This is a genomic window from Parasutterella secunda (genome assembly GCF_023336895.1).
Taxonomy (GTDB): domain Bacteria; phylum Pseudomonadota; class Gammaproteobacteria; order Burkholderiales; family Burkholderiaceae_F; genus Aphodousia; species Aphodousia faecalis.
The window spans coordinates 256,391-275,986 of sequence record NZ_JAMBLT010000001.1; the positions used below are offsets into that span (position 1 = coordinate 256,391).

Sequence of the window (19,596 nt, forward strand, 5' to 3'; positions counted from 1 at the left end):
ACGGTTAACCGTACAATTTCCCACTTAACGATCATCTGGGGTTATTGGTGACCTTTTCAGATCCATTGAGATAAAGACATGGCTAGAAGTTTAAAAATCAAAAAAGTCTCGGCAGCAGATTTAGTTTGCTCAAAAATCAAAGAGTTAGTAACAAACGGAACATGGGTTGCCGATCAAAAAATTCCATCAGAAAGTGAATTAGCCGATACTTTTGGAGTCAACCGTCTGACTGTGCGCATCGCTCTTCAGCGACTCAATGCATTAGGAATTTTGAATACGCGCGTAGGCGATGGCACCTATGTCAAAACATTCGACTTTTCCACGCATATTGAGGAAATCTCAGACTTTTACGTCAATGATAAGGTTTTGCATGATACGCAAGAGTATCGTTGGGTAATTGAATCTGCGGCGATTAAATTAGCCTTTGAACGTCCCAATGAGAGACTTTTAAAAAAATTAGCTCAGTGTTGTAAAGATTTTGAAGATGAAGTCGCCCGATACTATACCCTGACAAACTCCGAAGACAAAAAGGAATCTCTTGGCAAAACCGTTGATATAGGATTGGATTTCCACTCTATTTTGTGTGAACTGTCAGACAACGAATTGTTGCGACTCGCTTTCAGTATTTGTAAAGCGCCCATCCGCCAACATATGTTAGTGAACGCTATGAAGCGCATTGATGATCCGGCAGGTAACAAATCGATCGTTTGGGTAAAAACTTATTGGAATGTTTATGAAGCTATTAAAAGCGGAGACATAGACGCTTGTTTTGACAATCTCAAACGTTTAATTTCAACTCCTACTCCTAAGTCCTAAAAGCCCGGCAAATAAGCCAGGCTTTCGGACTGCTGTATTCAAGATTAGGCCACTCTCGGCACCGTCAGTGAACCTTCGGGCATCAAAATCGTTGCAGGATGGTCGCCCAATTTTTGTTTGGCAATAGCAATAGCCTCATCAACACACTCTGTCGTAGCGGCAAAGTGCATGGATTTTGCCAGGTCCTTATCGAGCTTAGTCACCAAAACAAAGTCCGCTTTGGACTGAGGACGAGTAATAGCAAAGGCTTTGTTTGCACCAATTTGGAAGTTATCTTCCAACTCTTTACGAATAGCTTCAGGCGTCTTTAAGCGCTTAAACGTTTCTTCCAACTTAGCAGAGCCTGAACCTTCAATGCATTCGGCAAGTAAAATCACCACCCCGCCTTCTCGCACTGCACACATGGCATTGTCCATCGTTTTTTGCATCTGATAGACATTGATATCTTTCGGGTAGCCGCCGCAGGAGGCAATCACAAGATCGGCTTCCTTGGGGATCACGCAACCATACACTTCATCCACAAAGCTGCAGGCCACCTTATGAGCCTTAATGTAATCGCCTGCAAACATCTTCAAGAATTCATGCTTTGCGTTCAAAACGGCATTAAAAAGGAACAATGAACGACCTTTAGCAAAAAGCGCCACGCCTTCCATTTGGTCTTCGTAGCAAGGATTACCCTCCATGATGCCTAAACCCGCATGAGGATCCAACATCCAGCTGTGATTTTTGCGAACTGTTTCCATGGCGGCGCAACCCGGCAAAATAGCCTTTCTGCCACCACCATAACCTGAGAAGTAGTGGTGGACAATGGTGCCTGTCAAAATAACGTGGTCAACATCACACAAGAGCTTATTGATCCAAACCGGCGTACCACGGCTCGTATCGCCAAAGTACTCGAAATCGTCCGCATTGGTGGCGACACTGTTATACATCTTGATGCGGGAGGCGACTTCTTTTCCAACCTGCTCAACCATTTCTTCATGCGTCATCACACGGTGCGTTCCCAAAGAAAAAACGATCCGCATATTTTCATCGGGCACACCCAAACGATTCATTTCATTGACAAACACCGGCATGAAGTCGTAACTGTTGGCAACACGTGTCGGGTCATTGCAAATAAAAGCAACCGTATCACCCGGCTTAACAATTTCAGACAAAGCAGGCGAGCCAATCGGATGATTGATCGCATCCAAAATACCTTGTTCAATGTTTTGCATCGGAGGGAAATCTTCGGTACGAACGACCTTCAAAATGTCGTTTTCTTCGTAGTCAAACGTTTTCGTACCGTGACCATAGGCAAAAGTAAATTGTTTGGAAGCCATAGGAAGTCCTTTAGAGTCTTTTTGAAACAATTGTTTATTTTAACTTGTGTTTAGTTCTCGTTACGTTTAAAGCGAGAAATTAATTTCGCAAAGATAGGTAATATTTTTGATCTACTGTCATATAAAGCCAAGAAAATCCTTTATGACGGTATGGACATTTTTTCAAACTTTCTACACAATTAGCGCTTAGCGTATTTTTGAATATGCTCACCAAACGTCTCGAATGCGAACGGGTGAGTTTTCTCACTTTGAAGCCTTTGGGTGTGTTTATCAAATACCGTTTTAACGGTGTTGTTATTTTTTGGAAGTGAAAGAAAATGGCTTCGGTAAATAAAGTCATCATTATTGGTAACTTGGGTCGTGATCCGGATACGCGCTACACCGCTGAAGGCGGTACCGCCATTACGACAATTACGGTTGCAACCTCTCGCCGCTACAAAGATTCCAACGGTCAACCTCAGGAAGAAACAGAATGGCACCGCGTTGTGTTTTTCGGCCGTCAAGCCGAAATCGCCGCCGAGTATCTCCGCAAAGGTCGCCCGGTTTATATTGAAGGTCGTCTGCGTACTCGTAAATGGCAAGGTCCGGACGGACAAGATCGTTATTCAACGGAAATCATCGCTGAAACGATGCAGATGTTGGGTAGCCGTGAACGCAGTGAAGGCACTGGCGCAGGTGGTTTTGAATCTGCTCCCCGCCGTCCCGCTCCTGTTCACACCGAACACGCTCCGGCTTCGACCTATCAACAGCCGCGCCAACCGGAACCCGTGCCCGCTCCAGTGAACGGTTTGGATAATCTTGACGAAGACATTCCGTTCTAATTTCTGAACTCAGTATCAGACACACGCCCGCTCGAATCATAAGCGGGCGTTTTTATTTCCGCTTGATTCAAAGGCAACAAAACTTAGCCTAAGAATAGCGCTATACTCCTAGAGCTATCTTATTGTTTAAAAAGAAGTTATAAAAAATCTGACTGACTGGCTGGATTTTTTATTTCATTCTGGAGTAAGATGGCGGGTTAATTGTGTATTTAACCCCCTAACGGGTAGAGTGTACAAATGAGTTTATTCCCCTTGCATTACCGAAATCGAATCGGCCGAGCCTTACGTCTGGCTCGAGGGGAAAATGTTTCCGAAACGGCAATCCTTTTTTAAGGATTGCCGTTTTTTTAGATATGTTTGTTTGAACCGCTAAAGAGAGAAGAGCAATGACCGTAATTCCAAATACTGTCCGCGCCATGCTGGAGCCGATGATTAAAGCCAACGGTGGTTGGGTTAACACCCACGCTCACGCCGACCGTTCCTTCACGCTAAGTCCTGAAATTATGGAAATGCGCCGCACCTGCACTCTGCAGCAAAAATGGGACGCTCTGGACCGCCTGAAAAGAGAATCAACGGTAGATGATTTCTACACGCGCTTTTGCACAATGTTTGAATTAATGATCAGCCAAGGCGTTACCGCCTTGTGCACCTTTGTCGACATCGATCCGCAAAGTGAAGACCGTGCCATCATTGCCGGCATCAAAGCTCGTGAACACTACAAAGATCAGTTGACTGTTAAATTTGCCAACCAAACACTCAAAGGCGTGATTGATCCTGAAGCCCGTAAATGGTTCGATATCGGTGCTGATTTGGTTGACATCATCGGCGCTTTGCCCAAACGTGACGAACGTGATTTTGGCAAAGCCGATGAGGCCTGGAACATCATCATGGGCACCGCCAAAGAAAAAGGCAAGATGGTTCATGCCCACGTCGACCAATTCAACCAAGCTGTTGAATATGAAACGGAACAAATGTGCATGAAGACCATGGAATTTGGTCTGCAAGGACGAGTGGTTGGTGTGCACGGCATCTCTATTGCCGCTCACTCCAAGAAGTATCGCGACCGCCTCTACCAACTGATGCGCGAAGCTGGCGTCATGATGATTGCTTGTCCGACCGCCTGGATTGACACCCCGCGTACGGAAGCAATCGGACCGATGCACAATTCCATGACTCCGGTTGATGAATTGGTACCTGCAGGCGTTCGTGTGGCTATCGGTGTGGATAATGTGGCCGATGCTATGGTTCCGTGGAGCGGCGGTGACATGTGGCATGAATTGACCTTAATGGCCACCGGCTGCCGCTATGACAACTTTGAAGACTTGGTTGAAATTGCTACTCGCAACGGTCGCATGGCCTTGGGTCTCGAACCGTATGAACCGTTGCCCATCAAGAAATAATGAGAGGAGAAAGAACAAATGCCGTCTAAACTTGCTGAAAACATTTTGATTGAGAATCTGCTCTCATTGAACGCTGTGGCTTTCTTAACTGAAGAACCTCTGCGTTTGAAGTCTGGCTTGGTCACGCCGATTTACGTTGATAACCGCAAGCTGATCACCCATCCGGATGCTTGGCATGATGTCATTGAAACCATGGCTTCGCTGATTGACAAGTGGGGCTTGGAGTATGACGTGATCGCCGGCGTGGAAGCCGGTGGTCTTACGCATAGCGCCGCTCTTGCCTATCGTTTGAACGTTCCGACGATTTACGTTCGCCAACGCGCCAAAACTTATGGTGATTTGGACCGTATCGAAGGCGGCAGCGTAAAGGGCAAACGTGTTTTGATCATTGAAGATCATATTTCTACCGGTCTATCTTGCTTGGATGCCATTAAGACGTTGCGTGAAGAAGGTGCGATCGTCACCGATTGCGTAAGCATCACCAATTTCGACATGACTGAAACCGCTGAACTCTTTAAGGAAGCTGGCGTCAAGGTTTTCCGCATGATTGAGTTCAAACGCATTGTTGAAAAAGCCGTCGAAATGGGCATGATCAACGAAGAGCAAAAGGCGACCATCATGGAATGGCTCAAGACGCCGTGGACATGGGCTGCTCGCCGTGGCTTAATTGCCACCACACGCGAAAATTAATTTGCCATTCAATTGGTTCTTTGGGAGGGAAATCCGAGGATTTCCCTCTTTTTATTTGAAGATTAAGGTATTGATATCAACGGAACGATTCATCATTTTCTGTTCCAATAAAAACCGTTGACTGTTCTGTAATGCATCAATGTCTTTCTGTGTAAGGTCGGAGTAAAAATGTGACCACTCAAATAACTTGGCAGCATCTTCTTCACTGAGCTGCAACTCTTTTGCTCCCAGGGCAATCGCTTGCGGCTTATTGGTCAATGCCCATTGAAGAGCTTCGCGATTGACTTTGGCCACTCGTCTGACAACGTCGGGATATTCTTTTGCAAAATCACCTCTTGCTGCCAGCACTAAATTGGTTTCAATTAATCCTTTTGCTTTAACGAGCGCATGAAAACCTGCCTTTTCCGCAGCCAAAATCCCACCCGCGGCTAATAAAGCCGCGTCGGCCCGTCCGCCCAACAATGTTGTCAAACTGGCAGGCAAATTCATTGATACCCATTTGACATCCTTCATTTCGATGCCCGAACTTTTCAATGCTGCGCTTAAAAGATGATGCAAGACTGTGCCTTTCGGACCGACTATCTGTCGCCCCTTCAGATCAACAATGTTTTTAATCTCAGGCTTTGCCACAATCGCAAACGTATCATCCGGGTGTGCCACACCATCAACAATGACAATACGATTGCCTGCAGAATTAGCAATCAGCAATGTACTGGTATTCATGGCTGCGACCATGTCAATCTCACCGGCAGCCATTCCCCGAACCTGATTCAGCCCGGCCTTAATGGGTATCCAGTTGATTTTGATACCTTCTTTTGCGAACTCTTTTTCCAATAGCCCCTGATTTTTCATAACAATATTTTGTATGTTAAACGGAGCCTTTACGTAAGTGATATTGAGCTGTTGGGGCCATGTCTGACATTGGGCAACCAACGAAAACAGCCCTAAAAACAATATCGAAAATAATTTCTTCATCATTCGTGTCTCACCGCTTCGATCGGATCCAACTGGGCGGCCCGGCGTGCAGGGAAATAACCGAAAATGACACCGGTCAGCGCCGCAAATAAGAACGCAATCATATTGATGCTCGGATCAAAAATGAAGGGCACTCCCATGGTTGCCGCCAAGGCAAAAGAACCGATAAAAGCAATCGCGACACCTAAAACACCGCCCATAGCTCCTAATACGACCGCTTCAATCAAAAATTGCATCAAAACTTCTCTTTCCAATGCACCGATTGCCAAACGAACACCGATTTCTCGCGTTCTTTCCGTCACACTGACAAGCATGATATTCATAATTCCAATACCGCCGACAACCAAACTAACCGCGGCCACTGCTCCTAAAAGCATCGTCATGATTTCTGTCGTACTGGAAACTCTCCGAGCAATTTCTTCTGTATCCAAAATCATAAAGTTGTCATCATCGGCATCGGATAAAGAGCGCCTTTCCCTCATTAAAAGACGAATACTTTCTGTCACCAACGCTCGATCAATCTGTGAATCAACCGACACTAAAATAGCTGAAACTCTTGTGTTTCCGGAGACTCTCCGTTGAAAGGTTTGAATCGGCATGACCACCAAGTCATCTTGGTCACCACCGATGGCCGCCTGTCCTTTGCTTTCCAAAACACCCACGACACGGCAAGAAAACTGACCGGTACGCAGCATTTGTCCCACGGCATTAGACGATCCGAAAATTTCCTTTTCAATCGTTGTCCCAATTACACACACAGCAGCCCCTGACTGCTCTTCCTGCGGCTCAAAATAGCGCCCTTGTCTAATTTGCCGATTATCCAAAATGAAATATTGGTTGGAACTGCCGATAACCTGTGTACTCCAGTTGCGCCCTTGGGCCACAACAGTCATGGATTGCTGTCTTTGAGGCGCAACTGCCTTAACTCCTGCGATTTGATTAGCAATTGCATCGACATCTTCAAGTTTAAAAGACGGAGCACCCGTAGAACCGCCAGGCCCCATACGCTGTCCGGGACGAATCATCAGTTGGTTACTACCCAAGCTTTCAATCTGCTCACGAACGGCCTGCGTTGCACCGTTTCCGACCGTCACCATTGTGATCACGGCCGCCACACCGATAACGATACCGAGGACCGTCAGCAACGAACGCATGGGATTGCGCCATATTTGACGTAAAGCCAATATAAAAGCATTCCCCCACATACCTAAACTCCCTGATCACTTTCTATGCGACCGTCTCTGAAATGAACAATCCTCTTGGCAAACGTCGCCATCTCCGGTTCATGAGTTACAAGCGAAACCGTAATTCCATCTTGCTCATTGAGGTCTTTGAGCAATTGCATAATTTCAATACTTCGTTTGGTATCCAGACTACCTGTCGGCTCATCGGCTAAGAGCAGCAACGGCTTACTCACAATTGCCCGAGCAATGGCCACACGTTGTTGTTGGCCGCCTGACAATTCCGCAGGCGTGTGGTGTTCCCATCGCAAAAGCCCCACCCGGTCCAAAGCCTGCCTGGCCAATTTATGGCGTTCTTCACGAGGCACTCCTCGATACAGAAGTGGCAACTCGACATTCTCCAGTGCGGTTGTTCGCGCCAAAAGATTAAATCCCTGAAAAATAAAGCCCAAATATTTCCGGCGCAACAAAGCTCTTTCGTCGTGACTCATTTTTTCGACCGGAGCCCCTTTAAACAAGTAACGACCGGAAGTTGGCGTATCAAGCGCTCCCACAATATTCATGCAGGTTGACTTCCCCGATCCCGAGGGCCCCATCACCGCAACAAAATCACCTTCTTCAATGACGAAATCAATCCCCTGCAAGGCGAAAAAGGCAGCTTCGCCTTGTCCGTAGCGCTTATGAATATCAATGAGCTGAACCAATGGGATCTTTTCAGACATGCTCACTCCTTGCTAGTTGGCCCGAAGCTGGCTCGTAATGACCAAGTCACCCGCTTTCAAATCGCCCGAAACCACTTCTGTGCGCGTTCCGTCCGATGCACCGGTAATAATGTCAACCTCTTGAGCGCTGCCGTCACGCAAAACCCACACGGTGTTTTTCCTTTGTGTGGTCACGCCTCCGACTTCTTTCGAGACTTTGTTGGATGAACGGGGTGGCCCCATCATGAGGCTGCTGACCGCGCTTGAACCCTTAGCCGATACGCTGGGAGCAAATCGCAATGCTGTATTAGGAACCAGCAGAGCGTTATCGCGCTTTTCCGTCACAATTCTTGCTGTTGCCGTCATCCCCGGGCGTAAAAGCAACTCCTCATTGCTCACTTTTAAATAAGCGGTGTAGGTCACCACATTTGTTTCCGACTCCGTGGGACCATAAGCCACTTTAGTCAAGGTTGCCGGGAAATTTTTGTTGGGATATGCACTGACCGTGAACGTTGCTTTCTGACCTGGCTGCACAACACTGACATCGGCCTCGTCTACATCAATTTCAAGTTCTAATGTTCTTAGGTCACTCGCCAATGTTAAAAGCTCAACAGCTTGTAAAGAAGCCGCCACCGCGTATCCCGGTTCTACGGAACGAGCTAAAACCACACCGTCAATAGGTGAAGAAATGTAGGCTTTCGTTAAATCCGTCTGAGCGGTTTCCAATTCAGCCTGAGCTGTTTGAATTTGAGCGCCGGCAGTATCCAGTGAAGCTTGTGCGCGAGCGACAACGGCTGCCTGTTCATCCAATTCGGTTTGAGCCGGTGTTTTTCCGCCCGAAAGTTTTCTCACATTAAGAAGTCTTTTGTATTTAGCGTTCGCCTCATTGAGCGTTGCCTCAGCTTCTTTCTGCGCTGCTTGTGCACTGGCCAAGGCCGCTTTTGCTTTTTCAACCGAAGCCTTTAATTTGGCTGTATCAAGTTCAATTAGCACCTGACCGTGCTTAATAGGATCGTTTACATCAACTAAAACATTCTCAACAATCCCGGACAGTTCTGAGCCAATCGTCACTTTTTGTTCAGCTTCAAGCGTCCCGTTAGCCGTCACCTCAACCTGCAGTACGCCTTGAGTAACCGCTTCAGTTAAATACTGCGGTCCCGCGTCTTTGCTGCCCATCCACCAGGAAAAAGCCGCAACCACTGCCACACAGGCGGCCCCCAGTGCCCAAGTTTTTCTTTTCGAACGCCCCTGAGCATCATCGCCGCCTAGTAAGGATTTGATCTTTTCTTTGTCGTTACTCATCATTTTTCCTCATTGTTCGGGTCAGTCGGAACCCATCCGCCACCCAGCGCCCGATATAAATCAATATGAGCAATTGCCCAATCCGCTTGGTTACTAGCCTCATTATCTTGAGCCGTTAGCCAAGATCGTTGCGTTGTCAGAACCGTTTGATAATCTTCCAAACCGCTTGAATATTGCTGCAAAGCCAATTGGGCGGCCAATTGAGAACTCTCCGTTGCCGTTTTAAGGGACATTTTTTTAGCCGCACTGGAGCGAATACCGGATAATGCGTTTTCCGTTTCTTCTAAAGCAGCAACCAAAGTTTGCGTGTATTGAGCCTGCGCACGGTCAAGATTGGCTTTCTGGGTCTCGGTACCGGCCACAACATCGCCCCAATTCAAAAAAGGCATCGACAAAGCTCCAACCAAGGCACCGATTCCGGTACCACTTGCTCCCAACGCCCCAACCGTTGCCGCTGCGGTACCTATTGAACCGGAAAGTGACAAAGTCGGAAAGTAATCGGCTTGTGCAACACGAACATTTTCCATCGCAGCTCTCACCGTTTCACGCGCTGCCAACACATCAGGTCTTAACGAAATCACATCTGCAGGAATAGAAACCGCAATCTTTCCCGGAGGGGTCGGAATATCTGCTGAAGGCAAATTTTGAATTTCGCTCAACGGCAAAACGGTCAATCTTGATAAGGCGGTCTCATACTGCAAAATGTTATGCATATTCGTGGCGATACTGGCCTTGGCATTTTCAAATTGGGCGTTCGCCTGTTCGTAGTCCGTAGCTGATACAAGTCCGGCCTGATAACGCCATTGAGTTAAATTCTTCGCCTCTTCATAAGATTTGACACTTTGTCTGGCGATTGCCAAGCGACTTTGAGCCAGGCGCAAATTGACATAGGTGAGCGCCACTTCACTTGTCATTGCACTTTTTGTGTCTTCCAGGGATAACTCAGAAGCTAAGGCACTAGCCTGAGCCGCTCGTCTTGAAGAAACATCCTTACCGCCAAAACTAAAAGACCATGCCGCAGCGGCATCCGCACCAAAACTTTCCGTAGAGGTGTTATTTCGACGGTTTCGAGCGCCATCAGCCCCCAACGTTGCTGTCGGGAAGAGTTGAGAAGTCGCTGCCGTCAGACTAGCCATCGCCGAGCGTAAGTTCGCCTGGGCTTGAGCAATATCAGTATTGTTTTTAAGCGTCGCTTCCACCAACATATTTAATGACGGATCTTTCCAAGATGACCACCATTGCGCAGGAGGCACCCTGAGCGACTTTGCCTCTGCCGTCCCCTCTCCGTAACTCCATATTGAGGCCAATAGACGACTTTGTTCTTCAGTCAACTGCACAGGCTGAACGGCGCAACCAGCCAGTCCGACAACACATGACACCGTTAATGCAAGAGTGAGAATTTTTTTCACATTCTTTCCCCTTTTTACCTTAATTCAAAGTGTGCCATAAAAAGTTGTAACAATCTCCCGAAGCGAGTAATTTTTTGCAAGCTGTCTGCAGGTAAGGCAATCGTCTTAGTGGCAAATCGCACTTGGGGCAAACTTAATACTCGAATATCATTATTATTACGGTCTTATTTATTAAAGTGTGTTTGTACTATCTCAATGCCTTTAAATCTTCTTTTATCGTTACATGACGAGGTATTCGAAGCGCTGATCGCAGACTTCTTAGTTTTTTGTAACTATGAAGTCCGGGCGGCATACAGTCAGCAAGATGCGCTCAACTACTGCCAAAACGACAATTTCGACATGGCCGTTATTGATATCAAAGAAGAAAAGGATGCTCAGTTTGTTGAATACTTATTAGCCATTAAACCCGAATTGGATATTCTCGCCTTAATTCACGAGGGCGTTTCGAACGATGTAATTAAATCACTTCGTTTGCCTCAGGAACAGCTTTTATCGCTTCCAGCCCCCCTGGTTTCTATTTTAGAAGCCATCAAGGTCGCCAATGAGTCCAGGCAAAATGAAAAATTAAAATCTCTCACCCCTGTCACCATCGGATCGCTTTGCATTGACAAACAAAATGCTACCGCTAGTGTTCACGGCGTTCCATTAACCTTAACTGTCACGGAATTCACCCTTTTGGATCTTTTGGCCGACAACCTGAATGCCCCGGTGAGTAAAGATGAAATTTACCCCAAAGTTTTAGGGCGTCCTCGCGGACAATTTGACAGAGCCATTGATGTCCACATTTCCAGTGTCCGCCACAAACTGCATCAATTACACTGCGACGACATTTGCATTGAAAGTGTAAGGGGCGTCGGCTACCGTCTCTGCAAGCAAGATTAATTGTTGCTCTTTTCCCCTAAAAAGCGACTTTTTTTGATAAATCAGTATTTTTTCGCGATTTTTGTCAAATTCTTTCTCATTCTTTTAACGACTGTAGAAGAAAAGGCGCAAAATAGAACCATTGACATTTCCATTTAGTCATTAAAGGGGATCATTATGAGTCAATATCCAGTTGAGAATATCCGTACTGTAGCTTTGGTGGGCCACGGCTCCACCGGTAAGACAACCTTGATGGAAGCTCTGCTTTATCGCAACGGTGTCATTAAAGAAGTAGGAACTGTTGAAAAAGGCAACACCGTTGGTGACTTTGATCCGATGGAAAAAGAAGTCAAACACTCGTTGCGTACAACTGTGGCTCACCTGAATGCTCAAAAAGACGATGGCACGCCTGTTCGTATTTTCTTGTTGGATACCCCGGGGTACCCCGATTGTGTAGGTCAGGCATTGGGTGCACTGGATGCCGTAAAAACCGTCTGTGTGGTTGTTGATGCCACAAAAGGCATTGAACTGATGACCAGACGCATGATGCACTGGGCCAAAGAACGCAACCTCTGCCGCATGATTGTTGTCAATAAGATTGATCAGCCTGACGTGGACTTGGCTAAGCTTGTTCTTGACCTTCGTGAAGCATTCGGAAACGAAGTGCTGCCGCTTAACTTGCCGAACAAAGATTGTTCTCACGTTATTGACTGCTTTGACAATGACAAGGGTGAAGCCAATTTTGCTTCTGTTGAACGTGTGCACCAAGCTTTCGTCGAACGTGTTGTGGAAATGGACGACGAGACGATGGAACGCTACCTGGAAGAGGGGGCCGTTGATCCCAAGAGTTTGCACGCTCCGTTGACCAAAGCTTTGCGTTTGGGTCACATCATCCCGGTTTGCTTTACCTCGGCTAAAAACTTAATTGGTATGCGTGACTTGATTAAGGTTTTTGTCCGTCATTTGCCCAATCCGACAGAAGCTAATGCTCCACTCTTTTACAAGGCCGACGGCTCAGAATACATGACATTCCCGGATGCCAACCGCCCGGTATTGGCCCATGTGTTCAAGGTCGTCAACGACCCCTACATTGGCAAGATCGGTCTATTCCGTCTGCATCAAGGCCGCATCACGAAAGACTCCACACTCTTTGTGGACGACGGAAAGAAAGCTTTCAAAATTACTCGTCCGATCATGCTTCAAGGTAAAGAAGGCCTCGAAGTCGATGAAATGAATCCCGGCTACATCGGTGCCGTTGCTAAGGTTGACGATATTGTTTACGGAAGCATTCTTCATGACAGCTCCATTGAAGGCGGCATTTACATGAAGAAATTGAACTTCCCGAAACCGATGTTTGGCTTAGCCGTCAGCCCCGCTAAACGCGGTGACGAAAGCCGTATGTCGGAAGTGCTTGAAAAGATGGTTAGCGAAGATCCTACCTTGGCGGTTGAACATGACGTTGTCATGAATGAAACCGTTTTAAGAGGTCTGAGTGAACAACATCTTCGCATTGTCCTCAAACGCATGGCTTCTCAGTTCAAGCTTGAAGTTCAAACACGCACTCCTCGCGTTCCTTATCGTGAAACAATCGCGGCTCCCGCTGAAGGCCACGCTCGCCATAAGAAACAAACGGGCGGTGCCGGCCAATTTGGTGAAGTGTTCCTTCGTGTTGAACCGCTTCCTCGCGGCGCTGGTTTCAAGTTTGTCGATCAGGTTAAGGGCGGTGCCATTCCGTACAACTTCATTCCTGCTGTTGAAAAAGGTGTTCAAGAAGTTTTGGATTCCGGCTACGTGGCGGGCTACCCCATCCATGACGTTCGTGTCACGGTTTACGATGGTAAGTATCACCCCGTAGACAGTAAGGAAGTCGCATTCGTCGCTGCCGGCAGAAAAGCAATGTTGGATGCTTTGGCCAATGCGAAACCCACTTTGCTTGAGCCGATTGTCAGAATCGAAATTGAAGCACCGGATTCCTGCATGGGCGACATCGCCGGCGACTTGGCAAGCCGCCGCGGACAAGTCAGCGGAACCGAAAACCTGACCGGTGGCATGATGCTCATCACCGGACGGGTGCCGCTCACCGGTCTTGATGGATACGCTAATCGCCTGAACGCCTTAACACAAGGTGCGGGCACCTATTCGATTGAATTGTTGGCATACGAACCAGTTCCTGCCGCAGTTCAAGCTGAATTGGCCAGTAAGTATCAACGCAAGGCCGAAGAAGATTAATACTGACGTCTGAGCTTTGCAGTCGGTCGAATTCTCAAACATTCGACCGACTGTTTTTGCCTTAAGCTCACAAAAGCCGAAGCTTTCATATTAGAATACTTCGGTTGATTATTTGGGAAATCATTCCCTTCATATATTGGGAGCATTTATGCGTACCGAATATACCGGTCTCATTAATGAAAAATTCATCGGTCAAACGGTGACCCTCTACGGTTGGGCTCACCGTCGTCGTGACCACGGCGGAGTCATTTTTATCGACTTGCGTGACCGCGAAGGTCTTTTGCAAGTGGTTTGTGACCCTGATACCCCTGAAGTTTTCAAAACGGCAGAAGCCGTTCGCAATGAATATTGCTTGAAGGTGGTTGGTCTCGTGCGTGCCCGTCCCGAAGGCACCCACAACCCTGATTTGATTTCCGGCGGTGTCGAAGTACTTTGCCGTGAATTAACCATCCTCAATAAGTCCGAAACGCCTCCGTTCCATTTGGACGATGAAAATCTTTCCGAAACGACTCGCTTGACTTACCGCGTTTTGGATCTTCGTCGTTTGCAAATGCAACGCAATTTAAAATTGCGCTACAAGGTTGCTTTGGCTATTCGCAATCACTTGGACAAACAAGGTTTCATTGATATTGAAACCCCGATGCTGACACGCAGCACTCCGGAAGGCGCTCGCGACTACTTGGTTCCGAGCCGTGTCCATGACGGCCATTTCTACGCCCTGCCTCAATCGCCGCAATTGTTCAAACAATTGTTGATGGTGGCCGGCTTTGACCGTTACTACCAAATTGTGAAGTGCTTCCGTGATGAAGACCTTCGTGCAGACCGTCAACCTGAATTTACGCAGGTTGATATTGAAACATCGTTCCTGACGCAACAAGAAATTCGCGACATCATGGAAAACATGATTCGTGACGTTTTCAAAGAAACGATCAACGTTGACCTCCCTGATCCGTATCCGGTGATGTCTTGGCACGAAGCAATGACTCGCTTTGGTTCCGACAAGCCCGATTTACGTATTAAGGGTATTGAATTGCGTGAAATCACCGAACAGGCAAAGACGTCTGAATTTAAGGTGTTCCGTTCCGCCACCGAGTTGCCCGACGGCAAGGTTGTGGCCATGAACGTGCCTCACGCTGCCAGCATGCCGCGCTCTGAAATCGACTCCTACACGGAATTTGTGAAGATCTACGGCGCAAAGGGCTTGGCTTACATCAAGGTTAACGAAAAGGAAAAGGGCCGTGAAGGCTTGCAAAGCCCGATCGTGAAGAACCTCTCCGATGAACTTCTTGCTCATATCCTTGAAGTAACGGGCGCTCAAAACGGCGACGTCATCTTCTTCGGTGCCGACCGTGCCAAGATCGTCTATGACTCTTTGGGTGCCTTGCGCTTGAAGATCGGTCACAGCGAATTCGGTAAAGCGAATGGTTTGTATGAAGAAGGTTGGAAGGCCCTCTGGGTGGTCGATTTCCCGATGTTTGAATACGATGATGAAGAACATCGCTGGGTTGCTTGCCACCATCCGTTTACGATGCCTCACCCCGACCATGTTGACATGTTGAGTACTGATCCCGGCAAGTGCTTGGCTCAGGCCTATGACATGGTGCTCAATGGCTGGGAAATCGGTGGCGGTTCCATCCGTATCCACCGCGCAGACATTCAAAGCAAAGTTTTTGCCGCTTTGAATATTGGCCCGGAAGAAGCCCGTGCGAAGTTCGGCTTCTTGCTTGATAACCTGCAATACGGAGCTCCTCCTCATGGCGGTATCGCCTTCGGTCTTGACCGTATCGTGACGATTATGGCTGGTGCTCCTTCCATTCGTGACGTGATTGCATTCCCGAAGACTCAGCGTGCTCAATGCTTGCTGACGAATGCTCCGGCCCCTGTGGATGAAAAACAATTGCGTGAATTGCACATTCGTTTGCGCAACCCGCAACCGGCCAAGGACTAATTGAAATAGTTAGCCCATAATCAATAACGGGAACCACTCTTTTTGAGGGTTCCCGTTATTTTTCTCTTCAAATTAAATTAAAGACTAAACAACCATCCGCCGTCATGATCCCAGGGATCTTGTGTGACAGCGGTCTCTGTGACCACTCCATTTAAATCAAACTGCACCCAAAAAGCCATATCCATACCGCCGATGTCATTGAATCGATACATGAATGCTGTTTGGTCTTGGAGTTTGAATTCATACTCCTGAGCACAATGTCCAAACATCTGGTATACGTCCGCTTTGGTGTGCTTACCGGGGATCACTAATTTGAAATGATCCTCGTTCATGGTTTTCTCTTTGCCTACGTAATTCCCATTTTTATCAAAGCGCATCCAATAGACTTCCTGTCCGAAAGGCTGCATGGAATACACCAAAATAAAGCTGCCATCAGGCTGAGTCATCTTTGAGTCCGGCATTCCCAGTTCGGTTAACACCGCGTTTTCCGGCGTACCGACATCAATCAAATCAGGGTGAGCGCACCCCGCTAAAATCAGCGCAGACATTGAAAGCGCGCAAATTTTAATTGTCTTCAATATTTTCATAAAAATTGCTCCTTGTCCTCTGTCTTGATTGTATGCCTATTCAGACCAACAGATAGAGATACTCGACAGGCTTTTTTGCTCACCGTATTTGGAGACCTTGAATTACAATACAAACATCTTGCTTAATAGGTAAACAGATATGTCCGTTGTTCGTTTGGCGCTCGTCTCGACGATGTCGATTCAGTCAATCGCCACAGCCAGTACAGTAACTCTATCGGCTATTGCTCCACTGGTAGCCGCAGCCATTGGAATGCCCAGTTCCTTCATCGGCACATACGTCTGTTTTATTTATATCGGTGCAGCCTTTGCCGCTGTAGCCGGCGGGACAATGGTCACCCGTTATGGGGGCATCCATGTTTCTCAAGGTTGTCTGATTCTGGCAGCCATTGGGCTTATGCTTAGCGCCGTAGCGAATTTCTGGTGTATTTGTTTGGGCGGGCTTTTACTTGGACTCAGTTACGGCCCCATCACCCCGGCTTCGAGTGACATCTTGGCGCATACAGTGCCCAAAGAACGGATGGGCTTTGTTTTCTCCCTCAAACAAACTGCCGTTCCTCTAGGTAGCGCTTTGGCCGGTTTTATTGTCCCAAGCGTTGCGCTTTGGGCTAATAACTGGCAGGCTGGCCCTCACGTAATGGCTATTTTTGCGCTTTCCGTCGCTTTACTTGTTTTGTATCACCGAAGCAGTTTAGATGATCACTTTGATCCACGATCACGCTTTAGTATTCACACTGTGTTAAACGCTTTGCGGCTGGTCACTTCCCAGGCCGGATTGCGCCGTATGTGTATCGTTTCCTTCGTTTATAACGGCACACAAATGTGTGTATTCAGCTACCTCGTCTCTTTCATGGTTGAAGATATTTCAATTCCGATTGTTTTAGCGGGGATGGCTTTGAGTGCCGCCAGCATCGGCGGAATGTGCGGACGTCTTTTTTGGGGAATTTTTGCTGACTGGATTCATTCGCCGAGATTAACCCTATCGCTGTTGGGCTTCTTAATGGCTGCCATGCTTGTCAGCGTAGGCTTTTTTAGCCCCCAAACAGCCACCATTTTGCTCTTAGCTGTATGTTTTTGCTTGGGTGGCTCAGCCATCGGCTGGAATGGAGTCTACTTAGCTCATGTCGCCAGAATCGCTCCGGAAGGCAAAGCTGGAGTAGCCACCGGCGGCACGCTCTTTTTCACCTTTGCCGGCGCTATTTTTTTGCCACTCATTTTTGGCGTTATTCACAATACGTTCGGCCAATACTTTGAAAGCTTTTACGCTACCGCCGCATTATGCGCTTTGATTGCTCTTTGGCTATTGATCAGTAAAACACCAGAAAACTAAGGATTATGCTGACATTCTTTGATGTCAGACTGAATTTCATCAATGAGAGCATGAAAACTCTCTCGCACCTGCTTTTCGGAGCATCCGAGCACGAGAGCGTCCTCCAATGCATCTTTAATCATTGAGCGCAACTCTTCATAGTTTTCATTCAAAACCATGACTTTTTCTGTACAGGAAACCGGACTGCCATCCGGCTTTTCCCAACGGGGAATAGCGTTTTTACTGTTGTCCATACTTTTTAAATCGCTCCATTACTTCTTGCATTTGAGCTTCAGACAACAACTTAGGTTCTCCGAGTTGACGAGTCAGTGTATACATGTGTGCTAAATTTTCAACTTCATGAGCAAGCTTTAACGCAGCGCTCAAACTACCGCCTACGGCCAACACCCCATGGTGAGACAAAAGACAGGCATTTTCTTTTTCAAGAGCCTCTGCCGCGATTTTTGCTAACTCTTCTGAGCCGAATAAGGCGTAGGGCGCGCATTTTATGCTATTGCCTCCGGCAACAGCCACCATGTAATGAAACGCCGGGATGCAAAGATCTTGGCAGGCAAGAGCCGTGGCATACACCGAATGAGTGTGCACAATGGCACTGACATCTTGACGGTGACGATAAACTTCTGCGTGCATTAGCCACTCACTTGAGGCTTTTCTTTGCTTAGCGAATTCTTCGTGCGGCAGACCATCCAGGGCTACAAAAACGATGTCCTGAGCAACAAGATCTTCATAGGCGATGCCTGTCGGTGTTATCCAAAAACCTTCTAATTCCCCAACTCGAGCACGCACGGAAACATTCCCGCTTTTATTAACATTAATGCCCAATGCATTCATGCTACGAGCGGTTTTAATAACAAGCTCTCTTAAATCTTTTTCCTGATGCACCATTACCCCCTAGCGTGAGCCCTTGCCCCTTCTGGGAATAGTCTTGTTAAAAACTCCGGTGCACATACGCCTCTTTCCGTGATAATTCCTGTCACCAATTTGGCAGGGGTTACATCAAAAGCCGGATTTTCAACATTGGTTTGCTCACTGATGATCCTGACGTCACATGCATGGCCTTTTTTATCCAAGCCGCGAACAATCCGCAGCTCGTCTCCCGCTCGATTTTCTATTTTTATGCTGTGCTTGCCGTCTTGAATAGACCAATCGATCGTTGACGACGGAGCCGCCACATAAAAGGGAACGTCCATATCTTTAGCTGCGAGCGCTTTTAGATAAGTTCCAACTTTGTTGGCCACGTCGCCAATAGCCGTAATTCGATCAGCCCCAACAATAACCGCATCGACTTCACGATGCTGCATCAGATGGCCTCCGGCATTATCCGCAATCACGGTGTGGGGGATACCGACACCAGCCAATTCCCAAGCGGTCAACAATCCCTGTTCGCGAGGACGGGTTTCGTCAACCCAAACATGAAGCGGAATCCCCTGTTCAAACGCAATGTACACGGCAGACAATGCGGTTCCGTAATCAACAGTTGCTAACCAACCGGCATTACAATGGGTAAGAATATTGACCGGTTCACGCTTACGGGCGTAGATCTCCGCAATGACCTTCGCACCGTGAGTTCCGATGGCTCGATTAGTCAGAACATCGGCTTGAGTCATTTCCTTGGCCAGTTTATAGACCGCCGGCAAACGATCCTTTTGCGGCAGTGAAATGACGCGTTTGACCACATGATCAACTGCCCATTGAAGGTTAACCGCGGTCGGGCGAGTCGCAATCAACTCACTTCTGACTTCATGAATAAAATCATCGCTCGCGTTATCGCGTATAGCCAACACAAGAGCCCAAACAGCGGCAATACCGATTAAGGGCGCGCCTCTTACTTTCATAGTCGCGATGGCATCTCGCACTTGTTGCCAATCATCAAGTCTTTCCTTCTTAAACTCGAAGGGCAACTTAGTTTGATCAATAATTCCTACGGCTTGACCATGTTCAATTGACCAAATCGTACGGGTGGGGATGCCGTTGACTTTCATATAAGACGTCCTGAAACTAGCTCTTAGTGAAAAAAAAGCTTCTTT

The 19,596-nt window shown here is 47.4% G+C and carries 18 protein-coding genes; 8 read left to right on the plus strand and 10 right to left on the minus strand.

What is annotated here, in order from left to right; genetic code table 11:
• The first annotated feature begins 78 nt into the window (after nucleotides 1-78).
• The gene (locus M3080_RS01185) at nucleotides 79-816 is read left to right on the plus strand and encodes a FadR/GntR family transcriptional regulator (RefSeq protein ID WP_022472547.1); all 738 of its coding nucleotides are present in this window, start codon (nucleotides 79-81) and stop codon (nucleotides 814-816) included.
• Nucleotides 817-860: 44 nt separating this feature from the next.
• On the opposite strand, the gene M3080_RS01190 is transcribed toward M3080_RS01185, so the two are convergent.
• Complete coding sequence (locus M3080_RS01190) at nucleotides 861-2,138, minus strand: nickel-dependent lactate racemase family protein (protein WP_022472548.1); 1,278 nt, start codon at nucleotides 2,136-2,138, stop codon at nucleotides 861-863.
• 317 nt (nucleotides 2,139-2,455) lie between these two features.
• Here M3080_RS01190 and ssb point away from each other — a divergent pair, with 317 nt between their 5' ends.
• From ssb to M3080_RS01205, 3 genes are all read left to right on the plus strand, one after another.
• Nucleotides 2,456-2,959, plus strand: a complete 504-nt coding sequence (ssb, locus tag M3080_RS01195; protein WP_022472549.1) for a single-stranded DNA-binding protein — start codon at nucleotides 2,456-2,458, stop codon at nucleotides 2,957-2,959.
• Nucleotides 2,960-3,345: 386 nt separating this feature from the next.
• On the plus strand, nucleotides 3,346-4,359 hold the full coding sequence (locus M3080_RS01200) for an amidohydrolase family protein (protein WP_022472550.1): 1,014 nt from the start codon (nucleotides 3,346-3,348) through the stop codon (nucleotides 4,357-4,359).
• A gap of 18 nt (nucleotides 4,360-4,377) precedes the next feature.
• Nucleotides 4,378-5,049 carry an orotate phosphoribosyltransferase gene (locus M3080_RS01205; protein ID WP_022472551.1) on the plus strand — a complete coding sequence of 224 codons (672 nt, stop codon included), beginning with the start codon at nucleotides 4,378-4,380 and terminating at the stop codon, nucleotides 5,047-5,049.
• Between the two features lie 51 nt (nucleotides 5,050-5,100).
• Here M3080_RS01205 and M3080_RS01210 read toward each other — a convergent pair whose 3' ends face one another.
• The 5 genes from M3080_RS01210 to M3080_RS01230 are packed head-to-tail and all read right to left on the minus strand — an operon-like array spanning nucleotide 5,101 to nucleotide 10,617.
• Nucleotides 5,101-6,027: an ABC transporter substrate-binding protein gene (locus M3080_RS01210; protein ID WP_022472552.1), complete on the minus strand. Its 927-nt coding sequence runs from the start codon at nucleotides 6,025-6,027 to the stop codon at nucleotides 5,101-5,103.
• Nucleotides 6,024-7,229 carry an ABC transporter permease gene (locus M3080_RS01215; protein WP_249091561.1) on the minus strand — a complete coding sequence of 402 codons (1,206 nt, stop codon included), beginning with the start codon at nucleotides 7,227-7,229 and terminating at the stop codon, nucleotides 6,024-6,026. The genes M3080_RS01210 and M3080_RS01215 overlap by 4 nt, the downstream gene beginning before the upstream one ends.
• 2 nt (nucleotides 7,230-7,231) lie before the next feature.
• Complete coding sequence (locus M3080_RS01220) at nucleotides 7,232-7,927, minus strand: ABC transporter ATP-binding protein (RefSeq protein ID WP_022472554.1); 696 nt, start codon at nucleotides 7,925-7,927, stop codon at nucleotides 7,232-7,234.
• 12 nt (nucleotides 7,928-7,939) lie between these two features.
• Nucleotides 7,940-9,211, minus strand: a complete 1,272-nt coding sequence (locus M3080_RS01225) for an efflux RND transporter periplasmic adaptor subunit (protein ID WP_249091562.1) — start codon at nucleotides 9,209-9,211, stop codon at nucleotides 7,940-7,942.
• Nucleotides 9,208-10,617, minus strand: coding sequence for an efflux transporter outer membrane subunit (locus M3080_RS01230; RefSeq protein WP_249091564.1), 1,410 nt, complete (start codon nucleotides 10,615-10,617; stop codon nucleotides 9,208-9,210). Before M3080_RS01230 ends, M3080_RS01225 begins: the two co-directional genes overlap by 4 nt.
• A 195-nt stretch (nucleotides 10,618-10,812) precedes the next feature.
• Between M3080_RS01230 and M3080_RS01235 the strand changes: the two genes are divergently transcribed.
• The 3 genes from M3080_RS01235 (at nucleotide 10,813) to aspS (ending at nucleotide 15,655) form a co-directional block, all read left to right on the plus strand.
• A complete protein-coding gene (locus tag M3080_RS01235) occupies nucleotides 10,813-11,499 on the plus strand; it encodes a winged helix-turn-helix domain-containing protein (RefSeq protein WP_249091565.1) in 687 nt (228 codons plus the stop codon).
• 156 nt (nucleotides 11,500-11,655) lie between these two features.
• Nucleotides 11,656-13,707, plus strand: coding sequence for an elongation factor G (fusA, locus tag M3080_RS01240; RefSeq protein WP_249091566.1), 2,052 nt, complete (start codon nucleotides 11,656-11,658; stop codon nucleotides 13,705-13,707).
• A gap of 148 nt (nucleotides 13,708-13,855) precedes the next feature.
• Entirely contained in the window at nucleotides 13,856-15,655 is a 1,800-nt protein-coding gene (gene aspS / locus M3080_RS01245) for an aspartate--tRNA ligase (RefSeq protein WP_022472559.1), read from the plus strand.
• 77 nt (nucleotides 15,656-15,732) lie between these two features.
• On the opposite strand, the gene M3080_RS01250 is transcribed toward aspS, so the two are convergent.
• Entirely contained in the window at nucleotides 15,733-16,242 is a 510-nt protein-coding gene (locus M3080_RS01250; RefSeq protein ID WP_022472560.1) for a hypothetical protein, read from the minus strand.
• A gap of 139 nt (nucleotides 16,243-16,381) precedes the next feature.
• Here M3080_RS01250 and M3080_RS01255 point away from each other — a divergent pair, with 139 nt between their 5' ends.
• Entirely contained in the window at nucleotides 16,382-17,569 is a 1,188-nt protein-coding gene (locus M3080_RS01255) for an MFS transporter (RefSeq protein WP_249091567.1), read from the plus strand.
• On the opposite strand, the gene M3080_RS01260 is transcribed toward M3080_RS01255, so the two are convergent.
• From M3080_RS01260 to mtnA, 3 genes are read right to left on the minus strand one after another with little or no spacing between them, the layout of a single operon-like run.
• Nucleotides 17,566-17,802, minus strand: coding sequence for a hypothetical protein (locus M3080_RS01260; RefSeq protein WP_022472603.1), 237 nt, complete (start codon nucleotides 17,800-17,802; stop codon nucleotides 17,566-17,568). The genes M3080_RS01255 and M3080_RS01260 overlap by 4 nt on opposite strands.
• A complete protein-coding gene (locus tag M3080_RS01265) occupies nucleotides 17,789-18,454 on the minus strand; it encodes a class II aldolase/adducin family protein (RefSeq protein ID WP_022472602.1) in 666 nt (221 codons plus the stop codon). Before M3080_RS01265 ends, M3080_RS01260 begins: the two co-directional genes overlap by 14 nt.
• The gene (gene mtnA / locus M3080_RS01270; protein WP_249091568.1) at nucleotides 18,454-19,551 is read right to left on the minus strand and encodes an S-methyl-5-thioribose-1-phosphate isomerase; all 1,098 of its coding nucleotides are present in this window, start codon (nucleotides 19,549-19,551) and stop codon (nucleotides 18,454-18,456) included. Before mtnA ends, M3080_RS01265 begins: the two co-directional genes overlap by 1 nt.
• Between the last annotated feature and the right edge of the window lie 45 nt (nucleotides 19,552-19,596).

Coding starts and splice junctions, on each gene's coding strand:
- M3080_RS01185 (WP_022472547.1), top strand. CDS start 79: ATGGCTAGAAGTTTAAAAATCAAAAAAGTCTCGGCAGCAGATTTAGTT.
- M3080_RS01190 (WP_022472548.1), bottom strand. CDS start 2,138: ATGGCTTCCAAACAATTTACTTTTGCCTATGGTCACGGTACGAAAACG.
- ssb (WP_022472549.1), top strand. CDS start 2,456: ATGGCTTCGGTAAATAAAGTCATCATTATTGGTAACTTGGGTCGTGAT.
- M3080_RS01200 (WP_022472550.1), top strand. CDS start 3,346: ATGACCGTAATTCCAAATACTGTCCGCGCCATGCTGGAGCCGATGATT.
- M3080_RS01205 (WP_022472551.1), top strand. CDS start 4,378: ATGCCGTCTAAACTTGCTGAAAACATTTTGATTGAGAATCTGCTCTCA.
- M3080_RS01210 (WP_022472552.1), bottom strand. CDS start 6,027: ATGATGAAGAAATTATTTTCGATATTGTTTTTAGGGCTGTTTTCGTTG.
- M3080_RS01215 (WP_249091561.1), bottom strand. CDS start 7,229: ATGTGGGGGAATGCTTTTATATTGGCTTTACGTCAAATATGGCGCAAT.
- M3080_RS01220 (WP_022472554.1), bottom strand. CDS start 7,927: ATGTCTGAAAAGATCCCATTGGTTCAGCTCATTGATATTCATAAGCGC.
- M3080_RS01225 (WP_249091562.1), bottom strand. CDS start 9,211: ATGATGAGTAACGACAAAGAAAAGATCAAATCCTTACTAGGCGGCGAT.
- M3080_RS01235 (WP_249091565.1), top strand. CDS start 10,813: ATGCCTTTAAATCTTCTTTTATCGTTACATGACGAGGTATTCGAAGCG.
- fusA (WP_249091566.1), top strand. CDS start 11,656: ATGAGTCAATATCCAGTTGAGAATATCCGTACTGTAGCTTTGGTGGGC.
- aspS (WP_022472559.1), top strand. CDS start 13,856: ATGCGTACCGAATATACCGGTCTCATTAATGAAAAATTCATCGGTCAA.
- M3080_RS01250 (WP_022472560.1), bottom strand. CDS start 16,242: ATGAAAATATTGAAGACAATTAAAATTTGCGCGCTTTCAATGTCTGCG.
- M3080_RS01255 (WP_249091567.1), top strand. CDS start 16,382: ATGTCCGTTGTTCGTTTGGCGCTCGTCTCGACGATGTCGATTCAGTCA.
- M3080_RS01260 (WP_022472603.1), bottom strand. CDS start 17,802: ATGGACAACAGTAAAAACGCTATTCCCCGTTGGGAAAAGCCGGATGGC.
- M3080_RS01265 (WP_022472602.1), bottom strand. CDS start 18,454: ATGGTGCATCAGGAAAAAGATTTAAGAGAGCTTGTTATTAAAACCGCT.
- mtnA (WP_249091568.1), bottom strand. CDS start 19,551: ATGAAAGTCAACGGCATCCCCACCCGTACGATTTGGTCAATTGAACAT.